Here is a 17,288-nt window from a genome sequence, read left to right as displayed (position 1 = left end):
GCAGGCGACGGGCAAATTCAATCCCGCCCGGGTTGACGCCCGGCCGATCGCTGCGTAAGCGCGGCCATCCGCACCGATTGCAGGCCCCATGTCGGAAATCGTCGCACTCGTTCTGCCCTTCTTCGGCATGATCTTCATCGGCGCCTTCGTCGCGCGGCTGACCAGGCAGCCGGTCGAGGCGCTGGGATGGATGAATTTTTTCATCATCTATCTCGCGCTGCCCGCCTTGTTCATCCAGCTTCTATCGCGCACCCCGCTCGAGGATCTGGCAAACTGGCGCTTCATCCTCGGCGCCGTAGCGGCGACCTATTGCGTCTTCTTCCTGATGTTCGCGATCGCCTGGGTCAGGACACGCGATCTTCGCGCGACCACGATCCAGTCGCTAGCGGCCTCCTACGGCAACATCGGCTACATGGGCCCCGGCATCGCGCTTCTGGCGTTCGGGCCGGAAGCCGCGGTCCCTGTGGCGCTGATCTTCTGCTTCGAAAACGCCGTCCACTTCGCAATGACGCCGTTCCTGATGGCGGTGGCGGACCGCAGCCGTCAGTCTTTCGGCAGCGTCGCCGTGGACGTCCTGCGCAAGATCGCGCTGCATCCCTTCATCATCGCCTCCGCAATCGGCGTTGCGCTCGCCTGGCTGCAATACAGCCCGCCGCTTCCGCTCGAAACGCTGATCGACTTCTTCGCCCGCGCCGCGGCGCCCTGCGCGCTATTCGCGATGGGCGTGACGATCGCGCTTCGGCCGCTGAAGCGCGCGCCGGTCGAGCTGTTGCCGATCACGCTCTTCAAGCTCGTCATCCATCCCGCGATCTGCTACGCGATCCTGACCGCGATCGGCGGCTTTCCGCCGATGTGGATCTATACCGCCGTGTTGCTCGCCGCGCTGCCGACGGCCACCAACGTCTTCGTCATCGCACAGCAATATGAGGTGTGGATCGAGCGGGCTTCGGCAAGCGTTCTGGTCACGACGATCGTGTCCATCGCCACGCTGACCCTGATCCTCTACGCCATCAAGTCCGGTCTGCTGCCCGTCGATCCCTGGTCCTGAAAGACAGCATCGAGCGCAGACCGCTGCCAGGGCGCATGCCTTCATGCATGAAGAAGGTCCGCAAAGGCGAAAAAGCGCGAAGCGCCTCGAATACCGTGCTGCGCGCGAGCTGGGCGGGAAGCAGGTCGGAGAGCAGCGACCGGTTGAGCAGATTGACCGCATTGGCGCGCATGGCGACATCGGGACGGCGGTGCACTTCGTACTCGGCCAGCGCTACCGATGCGCCCGGGTCCGCCCGGTGGCGAGTGGCGACCGAGACGAGGCTTTCCACATCGCGGATGCCCAGATTGAGGCCCTGCGCACCGATAGGCGGGAAGACATGGGCCGCTTCTCCGATGAGAGCGATGCGCCTGTCGGCATAGCGGCGCGGCTGCGAGGTGGACAGCGGATAGGCCTGGGGATCGACGTCGACCGTGACGCGCCCGAGCATCGAGCGCATCTGGCGTTCGACTCGGTCGGCGAGTTCGGCCCGGTCCAGCGCGAGAAGCTCGGCGGCATCCTCCGACTTCACCACCCAGACGAGGCTGGACCGGTCGCCGGCAAGCGGAACCTGCGTGAACGGCCCTGATTCGGTGTGGAACTCCGTCGAGATGCCCGAATGCGGGCGCGTGTGCGAGAAGGCGAGAACGATCGCCGTCTGCCCCGTCGGGCGCGCATCGACCTCGATGCCGGCGGCAAGGCGGGCAGGGGAGCTTCGCCCGTCCGCAGCGACCACCAGCCGCGCGGAAAGTTCGGAGCCATCGGACAGAACTGCGCCCACAAGGTGCTCGCCGGTCTCCCAGCGTTCCACCAGCCCCTCGTATCGGACGACACCGGGGCGCGCGACGGCGGCGCTTTCCAGCGCGGCGTTGAGTTCGCGATTGGCGATGTTGAGTCCGAAGGCGGGAAGGTCGATTTCGGCTGCGCGGAACGTCACCGTCGGGCTGCGCACGAGCCGCGACGTCGCATCGACGATGCGCATGGTCTTCAGGGGTTCGCCATGTTGCGCAAGCATCGGCCCCAAAAGCAGCGCGTCGAGATAACGCAGGGCAGGGTCCATGATCGCGGTCGTGCGCCCGTCGCTCGTCGACGCCTTGGGACCGACGAGCGCCGTCCGGAATCCCGCATCGGCAAAGGCCAGCGCCGCGATCAGGCCGACGGGGCCGGTTCCCGCGATCAGGACATCATACTCGATACGTTCCATCGTCTCAGCCTGCTTTCCGTTTGATATGAGCTATATGTTCTCACGCGCGGGATTGATCAACGGGGCGATTTGGCCCATTGCGGAGCCTCGACTTTGATTGGACGGCCGCCCGGCCATCCCTCGCAAGCTGGACTGGCCTCGACGTGAGCAAGGACACCAACCGAAAGCCGCTGTCGCAGCGCATCCCGAAGCCGAAGAAGAAGGTGACGTGGCCCCAGGCCCGCGCCTTCTCGGTCCACCTCCTGACGGCATCGGGATCGTTCCTTGCCTTCCTGTCGCTGGTCGCGGCGGCGGAAAAGCAATGGACGGCGATGTTCCTGTGGCTCGGCCTTGCCCTCTTCGTGGACGGCATCGACGGACCGATCGCCCGCAAGCTCGACGTCAAGGAAGTGCTCCCGACCTGGTCAGGCGAGCTCCTCGACAACATCATCGACTACGTCACCTACGTCCTGATCCCCGCATTCGCGCTCTATCAGAGCGGATTCATGGGCGAGGGGCTGTCCTTCCTTTCGGCGGCGATCATCGTCGTGTCGAGCGCGATCTACTACGCCGACACCGGCATGAAGACGAAGGAGAACTTCTTCAAGGGCTTCCCGGTCGTCTGGAACATGGTGGTCTTCACGCTCTTCGTCATCGAGCCGGGCGAGTGGATTTCGTTCGCGGTCGTCCTGATCGCGGCGCTGTTGACCTTCCTGCCGCTCAACTTTCTCCATCCGGTGCGCGTCCAGCGCCTGCGCCCGCTCAATCTGGGGGTATTCCTGGGCTGGTGCGCGCTGTCGGCCTATGCGCTTCTGATGGACATGAACCCGTCCGAATTCGTGCAGATCGCCATCGCGATCCTCAGCATCTACCTGTTCTGCGTCGGCATCGTCATGCAGATCTTCCCCACGTTGGGCCTCAAGAAGGGTTGAAGGCGACCGCCGATCACGCGGTTGAAACTTGAAGCACTTTCAAATTCAGGCAAGCTTTGCGGGTTTGGACCGCCGGGCATAAGGTCACGTCAGGGAACACAAGAGGCAGGCCGAAAAGGTCGCCGAAATGGGGGTTGAGTGGATCACACCGATCCGAGCCAGACCGAAGCCTTGCTCGCGGTTCGCGGGCTGACCAAGATTTTCGGATCGCTCAAGGCCTGCGACGATGTCGACCTGACCATCGGTCGGGGCGAAATCCACGCGCTTCTCGGCGAGAACGGCGCCGGCAAGTCGACGCTGGTCAAGATGCTGTTCGGCTCGCTGGAGCCGGCCTCCGGCACCATCTTCTGGAAGGGCGAGCCCGTTCGCATTGCCAGCCCCGCGCAGGCGCGCGCGCTCGGCATCGGCATGGTGTTCCAGCATTTCTCGCTGTTCGAGGCGCTGACGGCGGCGGAGAACATTGCGCTGTCCATCGACGACGACACGCCGATCATGAAGATCGCTGAACGCGCGCGGAATCTTTCCAAGGCCTACGGCCTGCCGCTCGACCCGTTCAGCCATGTCGGCGATTTGTCGGTCGGCGAGCGCCAGCGCATCGAGATCATCCGCTGCCTGCTGCAGGAACCCGAACTCATCATCCTCGATGAGCCGACCTCGGTGCTGACCCCGCAGGAAGCCGACAAGCTGTTCGAGACGCTGGAGCGGCTGAAGGGCGAGGGCAAGTCGATCCTCTACATCTCGCACCGCTTGGAAGAGGTGAAGCGCATCTGCGACCGCGCGACCGTCCTGCGGCACGGCAAGGTCGTCGGCCACTGCGACCCGAAGCAGGAAACGGCCGCTTCGCTGGCGCGCATGATGGTCGGGCTCGAGGTCCAGAACGTCACCCGCGACGTGCCGGCACGAGCGAACGATCACCGGCCGCTGCTCGAGATCGAAAAGCTGAGCCGCAAGCCCGCGACGCCGTTTTCGGTCGCACTGCGCGACATCTCCGTCACCGTCCATGCCGGCGAGGTGCTCGGCATCGCCGGGGTCGCCGGCAATGGCCAAGGCGAGTTCTTCGAGGCCGTCTCCGGCGAGGCGCTGCAGGACCGCGCCGATACGGTGCGCGTCGCCGGCCATACGGTTGGGCGGCTTGGCATCACGCAGCGCCGTCTGAAGGGTGCGGCCTTCGTGCCCGAGGAACGCCTCGGCCACGGCGCGGCGCCGGCCATGAAGCTTTCCGAAAACCTGTTCCTCTCGCGCTACCGCACCGACGCGCGCGAATATATGGGCGCCGCCGGCACGATACGCACGAGCCGCATCGCGGCTGCGGCGAGGCGCATCGTCGAGGCGATGGACGTCAGGAAGAGCGCGGAAGACCCGGAAGCTTCCGCACTTTCCGGCGGCAATTTGCAAAAGTTCATCATCGGGCGCGAACTCGATCGCGAGCCGAAGGTCATGGTCGTCAACCAGCCGACCTGGGGCGTCGATGCCGGCGCGGCGGCACGCATCCGCCAGGCGCTGATCGATCTTGCCCGCTCCGGCTCGGCCGTCCTCGTCATCAGCCAGGACCTCGACGAATTGTTCGAGATGTCGGATGCCATCGCGGTGATGCATGACGGACAATTGTCCGCGCCGATCCCGATTGCCGAGGCGACCTATGAAAAGATCGGGTTGCTGATGGGCGGCGCCGACGCGGCCCACCCGCCGCGCCCGTTCGAGGAGGAAGCGGTCTGATGCGGCTCGAACTCGTCAAGCGGCCGCAGCAATCGACGCTGTTCAGCGCGCTGTCGCCCTTCATCGCCTTCGGCCTCACCATCGTCGCCGGCGCGATCCTCTTCGCCGCGCTGGGCAAGGACCCGGTCGAAACGCTCTACTACTATTTCATCGACCCGCTGACCGAGACATGGTCGCTGCACGAACTGGCGATCAAGGCCGCGCCACTGATCCTGATCGCGGTCGGCCTGTCCATCTGCTTCCTGTCGAGCAACTGGAACATCGGCGCCGAAGGCCAGTTCATCATGGGCGCCATTGCCGGCTCGGTCCTGCCGGTGCTCTTTCCCAATTTCCAGTTCTGGTTCGTCCTGCCGCTGATGCTGATCATGGGCATGGCGGGCGGCGCGGCCTACGCCTTCATCCCGGCGCTCCTCAAGGTGCGGTTCAACACCAACGAAATCCTGTCGAGCCTGATGCTGGTCTATGTCGCCCAGCTCTTCCTCGACTGGTTGGTACGCGGCCCATGGCGCAACCCGCAGGGCTTCAACTTCCCCGAAACGCGCAACTTCCACGAATACGCGATCCTGCCGGAAATCTGGTCGGCGTCGGGCCGCGCGCATTGGGGCTTCGTCTTCGCAATCGTCGCGGCGCTCATCCTCTGGTTCATGCTGTCGAAGACGCTGAAGGGCTTCGAGGTCAAGGTCATCGGCCAGAGCCCGCGGGCAGGGCGCTTCGCCGGCTTTTCGGCCGGCCGCATGGTCATTTTCGCCTTCCTCGTCTCCGGCGCGATGGCCGGCCTTGCCGGCATCTCGGAAGTCTCCGGCGCGATCGGGCAGCTTCGCCCGACGATTTCGCCCGGCTATGGCTTCACCGCAATCATCGTCGCCTTCCTCGGCCGCCTGAACCCGCTCGGCATCGTCGCCGCCGGCCTGATCCTCGCCTTGACCTATCTTGGCGGCGAGGCGGCTCAGATTTCCGTCGGCCTTTCGGACAAGGTGGTTCGTGCCTTCCAGGGCTCGATCCTGTTCTTCGTGCTCGCCTGCGACACGCTGATCCACTACCGCGTGCGCCTCGTGCGCCCCGCTCAAAAGGCGGAGGCCGCCCATGTTTGAAGCCATCCTGCTCACCGTCTCGATGGCCGCGACGCCGCTTCTTCTCGCGGCAATCGGTGAACTCGTCGTCGAGCGCTCGGGCGTGCTCAATCTCGGCGTCGAAGGCATGATGATCATGGGCGCGGTGACCGGCTTCGGCGTCGCGCTGATGACCGGCAACCCGTTCCTCGGCGCGCTCGCCGCAATCATCGTCGGCGCGCTCTTCTCGCTCCTCTTCGCATTCCTGACGCTGACCCTCGTGACCAACCAGGTGGCCACCGGCCTCGCGCTGACGCTTCTCGGCCTCGGCCTTTCGGGCATGGTCGGCGAAAGCTTCGTCGGTCAGCCAGGCGTGCGCCTGCCGCGGCTCGATGTGCCGTTCCTGTCCGAACTCCCCATCGTCGGCCGGCTGGTCTTCAGCCAGGACCTGATCTTCTACGTGTCCGTCTTCCTGACCATCGGCGTCGCCTGGTTCCTGTTCTACACCAAGGCGGGACTGACACTGCGTTCGGTCGGCGACAACCACGCATCCGCCCACGCACTCGGCATCAAGGTCGTGCGCATCCGCTATCTGGCGGTTCTGTTCGGCGGCGCCTGCGCGGGGCTGGCCGGAGCGCATCTGTCGCTGGTCTACGTGCCGCAATGGGTTGAGAACATGACGGCCGGCCGCGGCTGGATCGCGCTGGCGCTGGTCGTCTTCGCGTCATGGCGTCCGCTGCGCGTTCTGGCCGGCGCCTATCTCTTCGGCGCGGTGTCGATCGGCCAGCTCCATGCCCAGGCATTGGGCATCGGAATTCCCTCGCAGCTTCTTTCGGCACTTCCCTATATCGCGACGATTGTCGTACTTGTACTGATCTCTCGAAACCGGCGACTGACTATGGTGAACACACCGGCATCTTTGGGGCGGCCGTTTGTTCCAGATCGCTAGAAATCAAAACACGGGATATGCCCCCTTGGTGACCAACAGAGGACGAACTTTGATGAAAAACACACTTCTTGCTCTGGCAGCTTCCGCTGCCGTGCTCATTCCGGCGGTCGCCTCCGCGCAGGACGATCCGACCAAGGCCTGCTTCATCTATGTCGGCCCGATCGGCGATTTCGGCTGGTCGTACCAGCACCATCAGGGCCTTCTCGAAGCCGAAGAGCATTTCGGCGACAAGCTCGAGACCGCCTACCTCGAAAGCGTGCCGGAAGGCGCCGATGCCGAGCGTGCCATCGAGCGCTTCGCCCGTTCGGGCTGCGACATCATCTTCACGACGTCGTTCGGCTACATGGACCCGACCAACAAGATCGCGGCCCGCTTCCCGGACGTGAAGTTCGAGCACGCGACCGGCTACAAGCGCGAAAGCGAAAACGTCGCGACCTACAACTCCAAGTTCCACGAAGGCCGTTACGTCCAGGGCGTGATCGCCGCCAAGATGTCGGAAGCGGGCGTCGCCGGCTACATCGCCTCGTTCCCGATTCCCGAAGTGGTGATGGGCATCAACGCCTTCCTGCTCGGCGCGCAGTCGGTAAACCCCGACTTCCAGGTCAAGGTCGTCTGGGCCAACACCTGGTTCGATCCGGCCAAGGAAGCCGATGCCGCAACAGCTCTGATCGATCAGGGCGTCGACATCATCACCCAGCACACCGACTCGACCGGCCCGATGCAGGTCGCAGCCGATCGCGGGATCAAGGCCTTCGGCCAGGCCTCGGACATGATCGAGTTCGGCAAGGAAACCCAGCTCACCTCGATCATCGACGACTGGGGTCCGTACTACATCGAGCGCATCCAGGCTGTCATCGACGGCACCTGGGAGCAGCACGACGTCTGGGAAGGCATGGCCGAGGGCCACGTCGTGATGGCGCCCTATACCAACATGCCGGATGACGTGAAGGCGCTGGCCGAGGAGACGGAAGCCAAGATCAAGTCCGGCGAGTTCGACCCCTTCACCGGCCCGATCAAGAAGCAGGACGGCTCCGACTGGCTCGCCGAAGGCGAGGTCGCCGAGGAAGGCGTGCTTCTCGGCCTGAATTTCTACGTCCAGGGCGTCGACGACCAGCTTCCGCAGTAAGCGAAACCTTCGCGACGAATGGAACGGGCGCCTTCGGGCGCCCGTTTTCGTTTCCGGAGCATCCTCCTGACAATCCGCTGTCAGGAGCACTGGGGTAGGGTGCGCCATCGATCCAGCGAGGAGACATTCGATGCTGACCTTCTATCACGCGCCCTGGTCCCGCAGTTCAGGCATGCTCTGGCTTCTGGAAGAGCTTGGCGTGCCTTACGAGATGGAACTCGTCGACATCCGCAAGGAAGGTGGCGTCGACGAGGCGTATCGGCAGATCCAGCCGAGCAAGAAGGTGCCCGCGATCGTCCATGACGGCGTCACCATCACCGAGCGCGCGGCGATCACCGCCTATCTGGCGGATCGCTTTCCGGAGGCTGGTCTTGCGCCGGCGATCGACGATCCACGCCGCGGGCCGTACCTCACCATGCTCGTCTACTGCGATTCCGTGTTCGACCCGGCGCTCGCGGCGCGCGCCCACGGGCTCACCTATGCGAGCAACGACTATTCGTTTGGCCTGTTCGAGGACATGGTGCACTATGTCGAGCGGCAACTGACCGAACACGACTACGCCGTCGGCAACAGCTTCACGGCCGCCGATACGCAACTGGCATCGGCCATCGGCTACACGATGAGCCACATGAAGGTGCTGCCTGAAAAGCCGGCCTTCGTCGACTATATGGCGCGCGTGGCAGACCGCCCGGCGAACAAGCGCGCCGCGGCGAAGGATTACGAACTCGCGATGGCGACGCCCTTCTTCCAGAAGCAGATGGCGTCGAACGGGTGATCAGACGGCCGTGCCGGTAAGATCGTAGGCGGCTGCCTGGTCGATCTTGACGGTCACGACATCGCCGACCCGTAGCGGCCGACGCGAGGTCACCGAAACCGATCCGTCGATCTCCGGCGCGTCGTAGCGCGTGCGGCCCTTCGCGGTCAGGCCGGTCGTCTCGTCGATGATGACGGGTAGACGCTTGCCGACTTTCTTGGCCAAAAGCCTGGCGGAAACCTTCTGCTGGCGCTCCATGAAGCGGTTCCAGCGGACCTGCTTCACTTCGGCCGGCACTTCGGGCAGATCCATCGCCTCGGACCGCGCACCACCGACAGGCTCGTATTTGAAGCAGCCGGCGCGATCGATCTTCGCCTCGTCGATCCAGTCGAGCAGCATCTCGAAATCCTCCTCCGTCTCGCCGGGAAAGCCGACGATGAAGGTGGAGCGCAGGGCAAGGTCCGGGCAGACCTCGCGCCATTTGTGGATGCGGTCGAGCGTCTTTTCCTGATGGGCCGGGCGACGCATGTTTTTCAGCACCGCTGGCGAAGCGTGCTGGAACGGAATGTCGAGATAGGGCAGCACCTTGCCCTCAGCCATCAGCGGGATGACCTCGTCGACATACGGGTAGGGGTAGACGTAATGGAGCCGCACCCAGGCACCCATGTCTCCCAGTTCCCGGCAAAGGTCGAGGAAACGTGTGCGGACCGCGCGGTCCTTCCACTGGCTCTCCTGATATTTCAGGTCGACGCCATAGGCGCTCGTGTCCTGCGAGATGACCAGAATTTCCTTCACACCCGCCGCGACCAGCTTTTCGGCCTCGCGCAGCACGTCGCCGGCAGGGCGCGAGGCGAGGTCGCCGCGCAGCGACGGGATGATGCAGAAGGTGCAGCGATTGTTGCAACCCTCGGAAATCTTGAGATACGCGTAGTGGCGTGGTGTCAGCTTAACCCCTTGCGCCGGGATCAGGTCGAGAAACGGCTCATGCGCGGGGGGCACCGCCTCGTGCACCGCGCCCATCACGCTCTCATAGGCCTGCGGGCCGGTGATCGCGAGGACGTTCGGGTGCTTCTGGCGGATCAGCTCCGGCGTCGCGCCCATGCAGCCGGTGACGATGACCTTGCCGTTCTCCTTCATCGCCTGGCCAATCGCCTCGAGCGATTCGTCGCGCGCCGAATCGAGGAAGCCGCAGGTGTTGACCACCACCACGTCCGCGCCGTCATGCTTGCGGGAGATCTCGTAACCCTCGGCGCGCAGCCGCGTGATGATCCGCTCGGAATCCACCAGCGCCTTGGGGCACCCAAGGCTGACGAACGAGACGCGCGGCGCTGACATGATCTGCGGACCTTCCGGATATCTGGCGATTTTTGGAGAAGTGGGCGGCGAATAGCACAGAAGTCGCCGGCTGGCACCCCCGCTTTTACTGCAAGGGCAGGTCGGGCTCCGAGCCGATATCCGGGGGCGCAGGCAGCGTACGCGCAAAGGTCCGCCCGCCGAAAATCACGGTTGAAAGGTCGGGCGCCGACATCTCGTGCTTTGCCCCGTCGGAACAAAGATAGGCCGGCCATCCTGCGGGTTCGCAGGCGACGAAGCTTGTCCAGTTCGTCGTGGCTGACCAGACTTCCATCCGGAACGAACCGCCCGGCATCCGCCTGATGGTCGAACCGTCCTGCGCCTCCCAGAAGAAGGGAATCGTACTCGGTCCGGTCTCGACGGTGTCGAGCGCAATCGACAAGGGCTTGGCGCCGTGGACGAACCAGTGGAGGCGGGCCCGGGTCATCGCGGCCCCAAAGCGTTCGGGAAACGCGACCGGTTGCGACGGCTCGAGAAGCCGGGCGCCGGCGGCCAGAAGTTCGGCCGGCATCAGCACGCTTGCGATCGCCAGAACAATTCTCAGAGAGGCCGCCAACGCGTCTGTCGCTCCCTTCACCCGCATGCAGACCGATACGACATCACGTCGATTTGCGCCAGTTGAAGGGAAACCAAATGGCAGGCGCATGCGTATGGGGATGTCATAGCCACAAAAGCGGGAACTGCCAGATGAATAGCAAAGCCTTGGCCATTGCGCTTGCCGCCTTGATCGTCACGCCCGCAGTCGCCCAGACATTGGGCGGTCCTGAAATCGAAAGCCTGATCGGTGACAAACGTGTCCTGCTCTCGACGCCTTACGGCCTCGAGCTGCCACTCCGCTATGGCGCCGGCGGCGAGGTTTCGGGTGATATTTCCGGCTTCACGATGGCGTCCATGTTCACGCCCAGCGAAACCGGCCGGTGGTGGGTCGAGAGCGACCAGCTTTGCCAGCAATTCCCGACATGGTATAACGGCCAGACTTTCTGCTTCGCGATCGAACAGACGGGCCAAAGCTCCATATCCTGGACCAGGAACGACGGTCTTTCCGGGACGGCAAGGATCGAAGGCTGATCGATCGAGAGTTTTAGTCAAACTTTAACCATGTCGGCAACGACGCCGCACTCGCCACAATCATGCCCGGTTCCAACCACAATCGATTAATACGCAGCTAAACAATTCGTGCGATCCACAGGATTGCTCGATGGTGGACGCAGGCAACACGTCCAAATAGATTTTGGCTGCGCATATTCGACGCGTTGGGGATCGGGGACATACTCATGGCCGAACTGGGGCGCCGCAAGGCAAAGACGCTTGGCTCGATCCTGGCTCTGACCTGTGGTGCGGCACTGCTCGCCGCCTGCTCGTCCGGTCCCTCGCAAGTCGCCAGCGGCAAGCCGAAGCGCTCCAAGGAATATTTCGCCGAATCCGAATATGGCGTGAAAGCTAGCCCGCGCGTCTCGCACCTTGCGACAAACCTGCCGCGCGGCGGCGGTCGCGATCAGGTCGGCCGCCCCTATCAGGTGCGTGGCAAGTGGTACACGCCGAAGGAAGACCCGAACTACCGCAGCGCAGGTCTGGCAAGCTGGTATGGCGATGCCTTCCACGGCCGCCTGACGGCCAATGGCGAAGTCTACGACAAGACGCATCTGACGGCGGCCCATCCGACCATGCCGCTGCCAAGCTATGCGCGCGTGACCAACAAGAAGAACGGCAGTTCTGTCATCGTGCGCGTCAACGACCGCGGGCCGTTCGCCAAGGGCCGCGTGATCGACCTTTCGCAGCGCGCGGCGGAGATGCTGGACTACAAGAACAGCGGCGTTGCCGAAGTCGCCGTGGAATATGTCGGCCGCGCGCCGCTGCACGGCCTCGACGACCAGTACCTGATGGCGTCCTATCGCCCGGGCGGCGCAGCGCCGAGCCCGTCCGATGGTCTGCCGACCGGCGTCATGATCGCCATGAACGGCTCGACGCCGACATCCCCCGTGACAAGCGCCGCGCCGATGCCGCAGGCAGCACCCTTTCCCGGTCAGTTGACGGCGACGCCGGCAGCAGATGGCCACATCGTCCTTCCCGACATCGTCCCGATCGCGCCTGCGCGTCCGTCGCCGACACTCGCATCGGTCGGTGGTGGGTTCGATGGTCTTCTGGCCTATGCCGAGGAACGGGCAGGCGGCGCGGCCGCGCTTCAAAGTTTCGCGGCGCATCGCCTGAACTCCGAAGCCATCGTCGCCTCCTATGCGCGGTCGACCGCCAGCGGGACCGGCGCTCCAGCCTTCGTCGCCGCGGGCACATTCGCCTCGAAGGCCAAGGCACTCGCCGTCGCCGCCCAATTCGCCTCGCTCGCCGATGCCGCGATCGAAGCCGACCCCTTGGACGAATGGTTCGCGGTCAGCGTCGAAGAGAATGGCGGCGCTTCGCTCGACCAGATCCTTCGCCACGCCTGGACGCACGGCGCCCCCGACGCGATGATCGTCCGCGACTGATCTCACCTCGTTGCAGCCTGGAACGCGTCGTGATCGGGCGCGTTACTGTCTAGTTGCTGGCCGAATCCGAACCAATCCGCACAAGGATTGGGCAGGTTACCCAGCGCGACTGCAAAAGGGGGAGCTCCATCATTTCAAGCACTTGCTTTTTCCTGAGCGAAGCTTTCGAATGCGACCACAGGGGAGTTGTCGCGTGGTAGCTTTTGACGAAATGCGCCCGGAAAGCGCCGGGCTCCGCAATCCATATTCCGAATATGACAACTGGCTGAGCGAGCAGGATACGGCGCGCCTCGGACAGAAGATGAAAGACGCCGAAAACGTCTTTCGTCGAACCGGCATCACCTTCGCCGTCTATGGCGAGCAGAACGCGGCCGAGCGTCTCATCCCTTTCGATATCGTCCCGCGCATTCTCGCCGGCGCCGAATGGCGACGACTGACGCAGGGCATCGAACAGCGCGTCCAGGCGCTGAACGCGTTCCTCGAAGACATCTACCACCGCCAGGAAATCCTGCGGGCTGGGCGCATCCCGCGCGAATTGATCGCCGGCAACGTCGCTTTCCTGCCGGAAATGATCGGCGTGCGGCCGCCGGCCGGCGTCTATACGCACATCATCGGCACGGACATCGTGCGGACCGCCGAGAACGAGTTCTTCGTTCTGGAGGACAATGCACGCACGCCCTCCGGCGTCTCCTACATGATCGAGAACCGCGAGACGATGATGCAGCTCTTTCCCGAGCTCTTCAAACGCATCAAGGTTCGCCCCGTCGAGAACTATCCGCAATTGCTGCGCCAGTCGCTGGCGGCGGTCGCCCCGCGCTCGGCCGACGAGCAGCCGACGATCGCGGTTCTGACGCCCGGCAGCTTCAACTCGGCCTATTTCGAGCACGCCTTCCTCGCCGACCACATGGGCGTCGAGCTCGTCGAGGGGCAGGATCTGCGCGTCGTGGATGGCCATGTCGCCATGCGCACGACCGAGGGCTACAAGCGCATCGACGTACTCTACCGGCGCGTCGACGACGATTTCCTCGATCCTCTGACCTTCAATCCGGATTCGGTCCTCGGCGTGCCGGGGATCATGGATGTCTACCGCGCCGGCAACATCACCATTGCCAACGCGCCCGGCACCGGCATCGCCGACGACAAGGCGATCTACTCCTACATGCCCGAGATCGTCGAGTTCTATACCGGCCGCAAGGCGATCCTCGGCAACATCCCGACCTGGCGATGCTCTGAGGCCGACAGCCTCGCATACGTGCTGGAGCACCTTGGCGACCTCGTCGTCAAGGAAGTGCACGGCTCGGGCGGCTACGGCATGCTGGTCGGTCCTGCCGCCTCGAAGAAGGAGCGCGAGGCTTTCGCCGAAAAGCTGCGCGCCCGGCCAAGCAACTATATCGCCCAGCCAACGCTCGCGCTGTCGACATGCCCGATCCTGACGGATGCCGGTCTCGCGCCGCGCCATGTCGATCTGCGGCCCTTCGTTCTGGTGTCGGACCGCATCCGCATCGTTCCCGGCGGTCTGACGCGTGTCGCCCTCAAGCCCGGTTCCCTCGTCGTCAACTCCTCGCAAGGGGGCGGCACGAAGGACACCTGGGTTCTGGACGATTAGAGGGGGCGAGAGCAATGCTGCTGGGACGCACGGCCAATGGCCTCTACTGGATGGCCCGCTACATCGAGCGGGCCGAAAACATGGCGCGTCTCGTCGATGCGGGCCTGCGAATGGCGCTGACGCGCAACGAAGGCGACGTCGAGGAATGGACCTCGGTCATCGTCTCGAGCGGCGTCGAGGCGGGTTACCGGCAAAAGCACTCCGAGTTCAACGCCGCCAATGTCTGCGATTACCTTCTGCGCGACACCGAGAACGGCTCGAGCGTCCTGTCGTCGATCGAGACCGCGCGCACCAATGCGCGCATGGTGCGAACGGCGCTGACCCGCGAGACCTGGGAAAGCATCAACGACGCCTGGATGTCGTTCCGGCGCATGCTGGCGGCCCCGATCGACGAGCGCGAGGTGCCGAAGGTCCTCGACGCGATCAAGCGCGAAACGGCGCAGATTCGCGGCGCGTTCCAGGGCACGATGCTGCGCAACGAGATCTACGACTTCTGCCAACTCGGCCTCTATGTCGAGCGCGCCGACAACACCGCGCGTATTCTCGACGTCAAATACTACGTACTCCTGCCGTCGATCTCCTGGGTCGGCTCGTCGATGGACAACTACCAGTGGGAGTCGATCCTGCGCTCGGTCTCGGCGCACCGGTCGTACCGTTGGGTCTATGATGCCGCCTACAAACCGACCAACATCGCCGAATTCCTAATCCTGTCGCGCCGCATGCCGCGTTCGCTCGCATTCTGCTACCGCATGATCGACGAGAGCCTCGAAGGTCTCGCCAACGACTACGGCAATCGCCACGCCTCGCACGAGATGTGCGAGAACACGCTGGCGCGCATGAAGCGGATGACGATCAAGGACGTGCTGGACGAGGGGCTTCACGAATACCTGACGGATTTCCTCGTCCGCACCAACAATCTGGGCGACCAGGTCGCGCGCGACTACAGGTTCTTCTGAGATGCTGCTCAACATCGTCCACCAGACGACCTATCGTTACGACCAGAGCCTGCCCTATGCGCTGCAGCGCGTGCGGCTGATCCCCCGAACCGATGCGCTGCAGACGGTCGACCGCTGGGAACTGTCATATGAAGGCGCGCGCGAGGAAGTGCGCTTCGTCGACCATTTCGGCAACCAGTGCCGGCTTTTGAGCACCGAACCGGGCGCGACCCAGATCGTCATCACGGCGAAGGGCATGGTGACGACGCGCGACCAGACCGGCGTCGCCGGCCAGCATGCCGGTTTCGCCCCGCTCTGGCTGTTTGAGCGGGAAACCCCGCTGACCCCACCGTCGCCCGCCATTGCGGCGCTGTCCAAGCCGCTTGGCGGCCCTGAGACGCTTGGTCGCCTCCATGAACTGATGGATCTGGTTCTGGAACGTGTCGCCTATGTCTCGGGGTCGACGACGTCGGAAACCACGGCTGACGAGGCGCTGGCGGCCGGGCAGGGCGTCTGCCAGGATCACGCGCACATCTTCATCGCCGCCGTGCGCATGCAAGGCCTCCCGGCGCGCTACGTCAGCGGCTATCTGCTGATGGACGACACGACGCAACAGGTTGCCACCCACGCCTGGGCGGAGGCGCATGTCCCTGGGCTCGGCTGGGTCGGTTTCGACGTTTCCAACGGCATCTGCCCGGACGAGCGCTATGTCCGCGTCGCTTTCGGCCGCGACTACCGCGACGCGATGCCCGTCGCCGGAATCCGTCAGGGACAAGCCCACGAACAGCTTGAAGTGCGTGTGACTGTCGAGCAGTAATCGTCGATACGCACTTTCTCTGGCAGCGATTCGATGACCTATTGCGTTGGCCTCAAGATCGATCGAGGGCTCGTCTTCATGTCCGATACGCGGACGAATGCGGGCATCGACAGCATTTCGACATTTCGCAAGATGACGGTCTGGAAAAAGGAAGGCGAGCGCGTCATCGTTCTTCTCTCGGCCGGAAATCTGGCGACCACGCAATCCGTCGTCAGCCTGCTCGACGAACGCTCCAAGGCGCACGCGGACCGCGCGCCATCCATTCTCGAAACGCCCTCCATGTTCCAGACCGCGCGTCTCGTCGGCGACACGGTCAAGGAGGTCATCTCGAATTCGGCGCCCGTCGGTCAGCGCGCCGACGCGTTCGGGGCTTCCTTTATTCTGGGCGGGCAGATGAAGGGCTCGGAACCGCGCCTCTTCATGATCTATCCCGAAGGCAACTTCATCGAAGCGTCCGACGACACGCCGTTTTTCCAGATCGGCGAAACGAAATACGGCAAGCCGATCCTCGTCCGCGCCTACGACCCACAAATGACCTTTGCCGAGACCGCGAAACTGTTGATGGTGTCGTTCGATTCCACGTTGAAATCCAACCTGTCGGTCGGCCTGCCGCTCGACATGCTGTTCCTCGCCCGCGACACATATAAGATCGAACTGCAGAAGCGGATCGGCGGCGACGATCCGTATTACCGAAAGATTTCCGAAGGTTGGTCCGACGCACTCAGAAACGCGTTCAAGAGCCTTCCCGACTTCCCGGGCTGAATGCAGAAAGGCGGCCGAAGCCGCCTTTCGAAGTCCGAATCGTGCGGCCGATCAATAGTAGGGCGAACGGCACTCGCGACGTGGCCCGTTATAGGGCTGGAACGTGTTGTCCGAGGCGCGGTAGGACCGATAGCGGTTGTAGCACCACTCGACATGCGCGCTGCCATAGTCGCGGACGACGCGGCGCGGCGGGGAAGCGATTGCACCACCGACGATGGCGCCCGTGATGAAGGCAGCGGCCGGATACCAGAACCCATCGTCATAGCGGCGATATCCCGGGCGATAATCGCGATAGCCGCGATGCCCACGGTAGTAGCCGCCCCGGCGGTCACGGTCGCGGTCCCAGCGGCGGTCGGCGCGCCGGTCGCGATCCCAGCGACGGTCGGCTCTGCGCTCGATGCGACGCTCGACATTGCCGGCCCAGGGGCTGAACTGGCGATCCGGGTTTACCGCTCTAAACGAGCCGGGAAACTGGCCCTGATTGGTCTGGACCTGCTGGATCGCAGACGGGGCCGAAGTCTCGACGCGCGGCAACGCCGACGCCGTTCCCGTCATGCCGAGTGGTAGCGCCATGGCAAGCGCAATGAAGCCGGATAGGA

17 protein-coding genes are annotated in these 17,288 nt (G+C 64.0%); 13 read left to right on the top strand and 4 right to left on the bottom strand.

The annotated features are described in order from the left end of the window. Positions 1–88: 88 nt before the first annotated feature. Positions 89–1,048: an AEC family transporter gene (locus ALII_RS0101620; RefSeq protein WP_024585595.1), complete on the top strand. Its 960-nt coding sequence runs from the start codon at positions 89–91 to the stop codon at positions 1,046–1,048. Here ALII_RS0101620 and ALII_RS0101615 read toward each other — a convergent pair. Beyond that, positions 1,011–2,231: a UbiH/UbiF family hydroxylase gene (locus tag ALII_RS0101615; protein WP_024585594.1), complete on the bottom strand. Its 1,221-nt coding sequence runs from the start codon at positions 2,229–2,231 to the stop codon at positions 1,011–1,013. The two genes, ALII_RS0101620 and ALII_RS0101615, sit on opposite strands and share 38 nt — an antisense overlap. 143 nt (positions 2,232–2,374) lie before the next feature. Between ALII_RS0101615 and pcsA the strand changes: the two genes are divergently transcribed. From pcsA to ALII_RS0101585, 6 genes are all read left to right on the top strand, one after another. Continuing rightward, positions 2,375–3,142: a phosphatidylcholine synthase gene (pcsA, locus tag ALII_RS0101610; RefSeq protein WP_024585593.1), complete on the top strand. Its 768-nt coding sequence runs from the start codon at positions 2,375–2,377 to the stop codon at positions 3,140–3,142. A gap of 138 nt (positions 3,143–3,280) precedes the next feature. After that, entirely contained in the window at positions 3,281–4,858 is a 1,578-nt protein-coding gene (locus ALII_RS0101605; RefSeq protein ID WP_029660076.1) for an ABC transporter ATP-binding protein, read from the top strand. Continuing rightward, on the top strand, positions 4,858–5,949 hold the full coding sequence (locus ALII_RS0101600; RefSeq protein ID WP_024585592.1) for an ABC transporter permease: 1,092 nt from the start codon (positions 4,858–4,860) through the stop codon (positions 5,947–5,949). The genes ALII_RS0101605 and ALII_RS0101600 overlap by 1 nt, the downstream gene beginning before the upstream one ends. Further along, positions 5,942–6,856, top strand: a complete 915-nt coding sequence (locus ALII_RS0101595; protein WP_024585591.1) for an ABC transporter permease — start codon at positions 5,942–5,944, stop codon at positions 6,854–6,856. Before ALII_RS0101600 ends, ALII_RS0101595 begins: the two co-directional genes overlap by 8 nt. A 52-nt stretch (positions 6,857–6,908) precedes the next feature. Then, positions 6,909–7,982 carry a BMP family ABC transporter substrate-binding protein gene (locus tag ALII_RS0101590; protein ID WP_024585590.1) on the top strand — a complete coding sequence of 358 codons (1,074 nt, stop codon included), beginning with the start codon at positions 6,909–6,911 and terminating at the stop codon, positions 7,980–7,982. A 130-nt stretch (positions 7,983–8,112) separates the two neighbouring features. Then, the gene (locus ALII_RS0101585; RefSeq protein ID WP_024585589.1) at positions 8,113–8,757 is read left to right on the top strand and encodes a glutathione S-transferase family protein; all 645 of its coding nucleotides are present in this window, start codon (positions 8,113–8,115) and stop codon (positions 8,755–8,757) included. Here the strand turns inward: ALII_RS0101585 and rimO are convergent, their stop codons facing one another. Both rimO and ALII_RS21455 read right to left on the bottom strand, forming a co-directional pair. Further along, positions 8,758–10,071 carry a 30S ribosomal protein S12 methylthiotransferase RimO gene (gene rimO, locus ALII_RS0101580; RefSeq protein ID WP_024585588.1) on the bottom strand — a complete coding sequence of 438 codons (1,314 nt, stop codon included), beginning with the start codon at positions 10,069–10,071 and terminating at the stop codon, positions 8,758–8,760. It lies immediately after the preceding gene. An 85-nt stretch (positions 10,072–10,156) separates the two neighbouring features. Then, on the bottom strand, positions 10,157–10,735 hold the full coding sequence (locus ALII_RS21455) for a hypothetical protein (RefSeq protein ID WP_210163443.1): 579 nt from the start codon (positions 10,733–10,735) through the stop codon (positions 10,157–10,159). Between the two features lie 41 nt (positions 10,736–10,776). Between ALII_RS21455 and ALII_RS0101570 the strand changes: the two genes are divergently transcribed. The 6 genes from ALII_RS0101570 to ALII_RS0101545 all read left to right on the top strand — a co-directional run bounded on the left by ALII_RS0101570 (position 10,777) and on the right by ALII_RS0101545 (position 16,689). After that, a complete protein-coding gene (locus ALII_RS0101570) occupies positions 10,777–11,157 on the top strand; it encodes a hypothetical protein (protein WP_024585586.1) in 381 nt (126 codons plus the stop codon). A gap of 206 nt (positions 11,158–11,363) precedes the next feature. After that, a complete protein-coding gene (locus ALII_RS0101565; protein WP_024585585.1) occupies positions 11,364–12,569 on the top strand; it encodes a septal ring lytic transglycosylase RlpA family protein in 1,206 nt (401 codons plus the stop codon). Positions 12,570–12,780: 211 nt separating this feature from the next. Next, positions 12,781–14,175: a circularly permuted type 2 ATP-grasp protein gene (locus tag ALII_RS0101560; protein ID WP_244437263.1), complete on the top strand. Its 1,395-nt coding sequence runs from the start codon at positions 12,781–12,783 to the stop codon at positions 14,173–14,175. 14 nt (positions 14,176–14,189) lie between these two features. Beyond that, entirely contained in the window at positions 14,190–15,131 is a 942-nt protein-coding gene (locus tag ALII_RS0101555; RefSeq protein WP_024585583.1) for an alpha-E domain-containing protein, read from the top strand. Position 15,132: 1 nt separating this feature from the next. Continuing rightward, positions 15,133–15,927, top strand: coding sequence for a transglutaminase family protein (locus ALII_RS0101550; RefSeq protein WP_024585582.1), 795 nt, complete (start codon positions 15,133–15,135; stop codon positions 15,925–15,927). Between the two features lie 33 nt (positions 15,928–15,960). Beyond that, complete coding sequence (locus ALII_RS0101545) at positions 15,961–16,689, top strand: proteasome-type protease (RefSeq protein ID WP_024585581.1); 729 nt, start codon at positions 15,961–15,963, stop codon at positions 16,687–16,689. A gap of 51 nt (positions 16,690–16,740) precedes the next feature. On the opposite strand, the gene ALII_RS23025 is transcribed toward ALII_RS0101545, so the two are convergent. Beyond that, the gene (locus ALII_RS23025) at positions 16,741–17,088 is read right to left on the bottom strand and encodes a BA14K family protein (RefSeq protein WP_244437261.1); all 348 of its coding nucleotides are present in this window, start codon (positions 17,086–17,088) and stop codon (positions 16,741–16,743) included. Positions 17,089–17,288: the final 200 nt, after the last annotated feature.

The sequence above is a fragment of the Aliihoeflea sp. 2WW genome (genome assembly GCF_000497755.1).
GTDB lineage: Bacteria > Pseudomonadota > Alphaproteobacteria > Rhizobiales > Rhizobiaceae > Aliihoeflea.
This window is presented reverse-complemented; position numbering and strand designations above follow the sequence as displayed.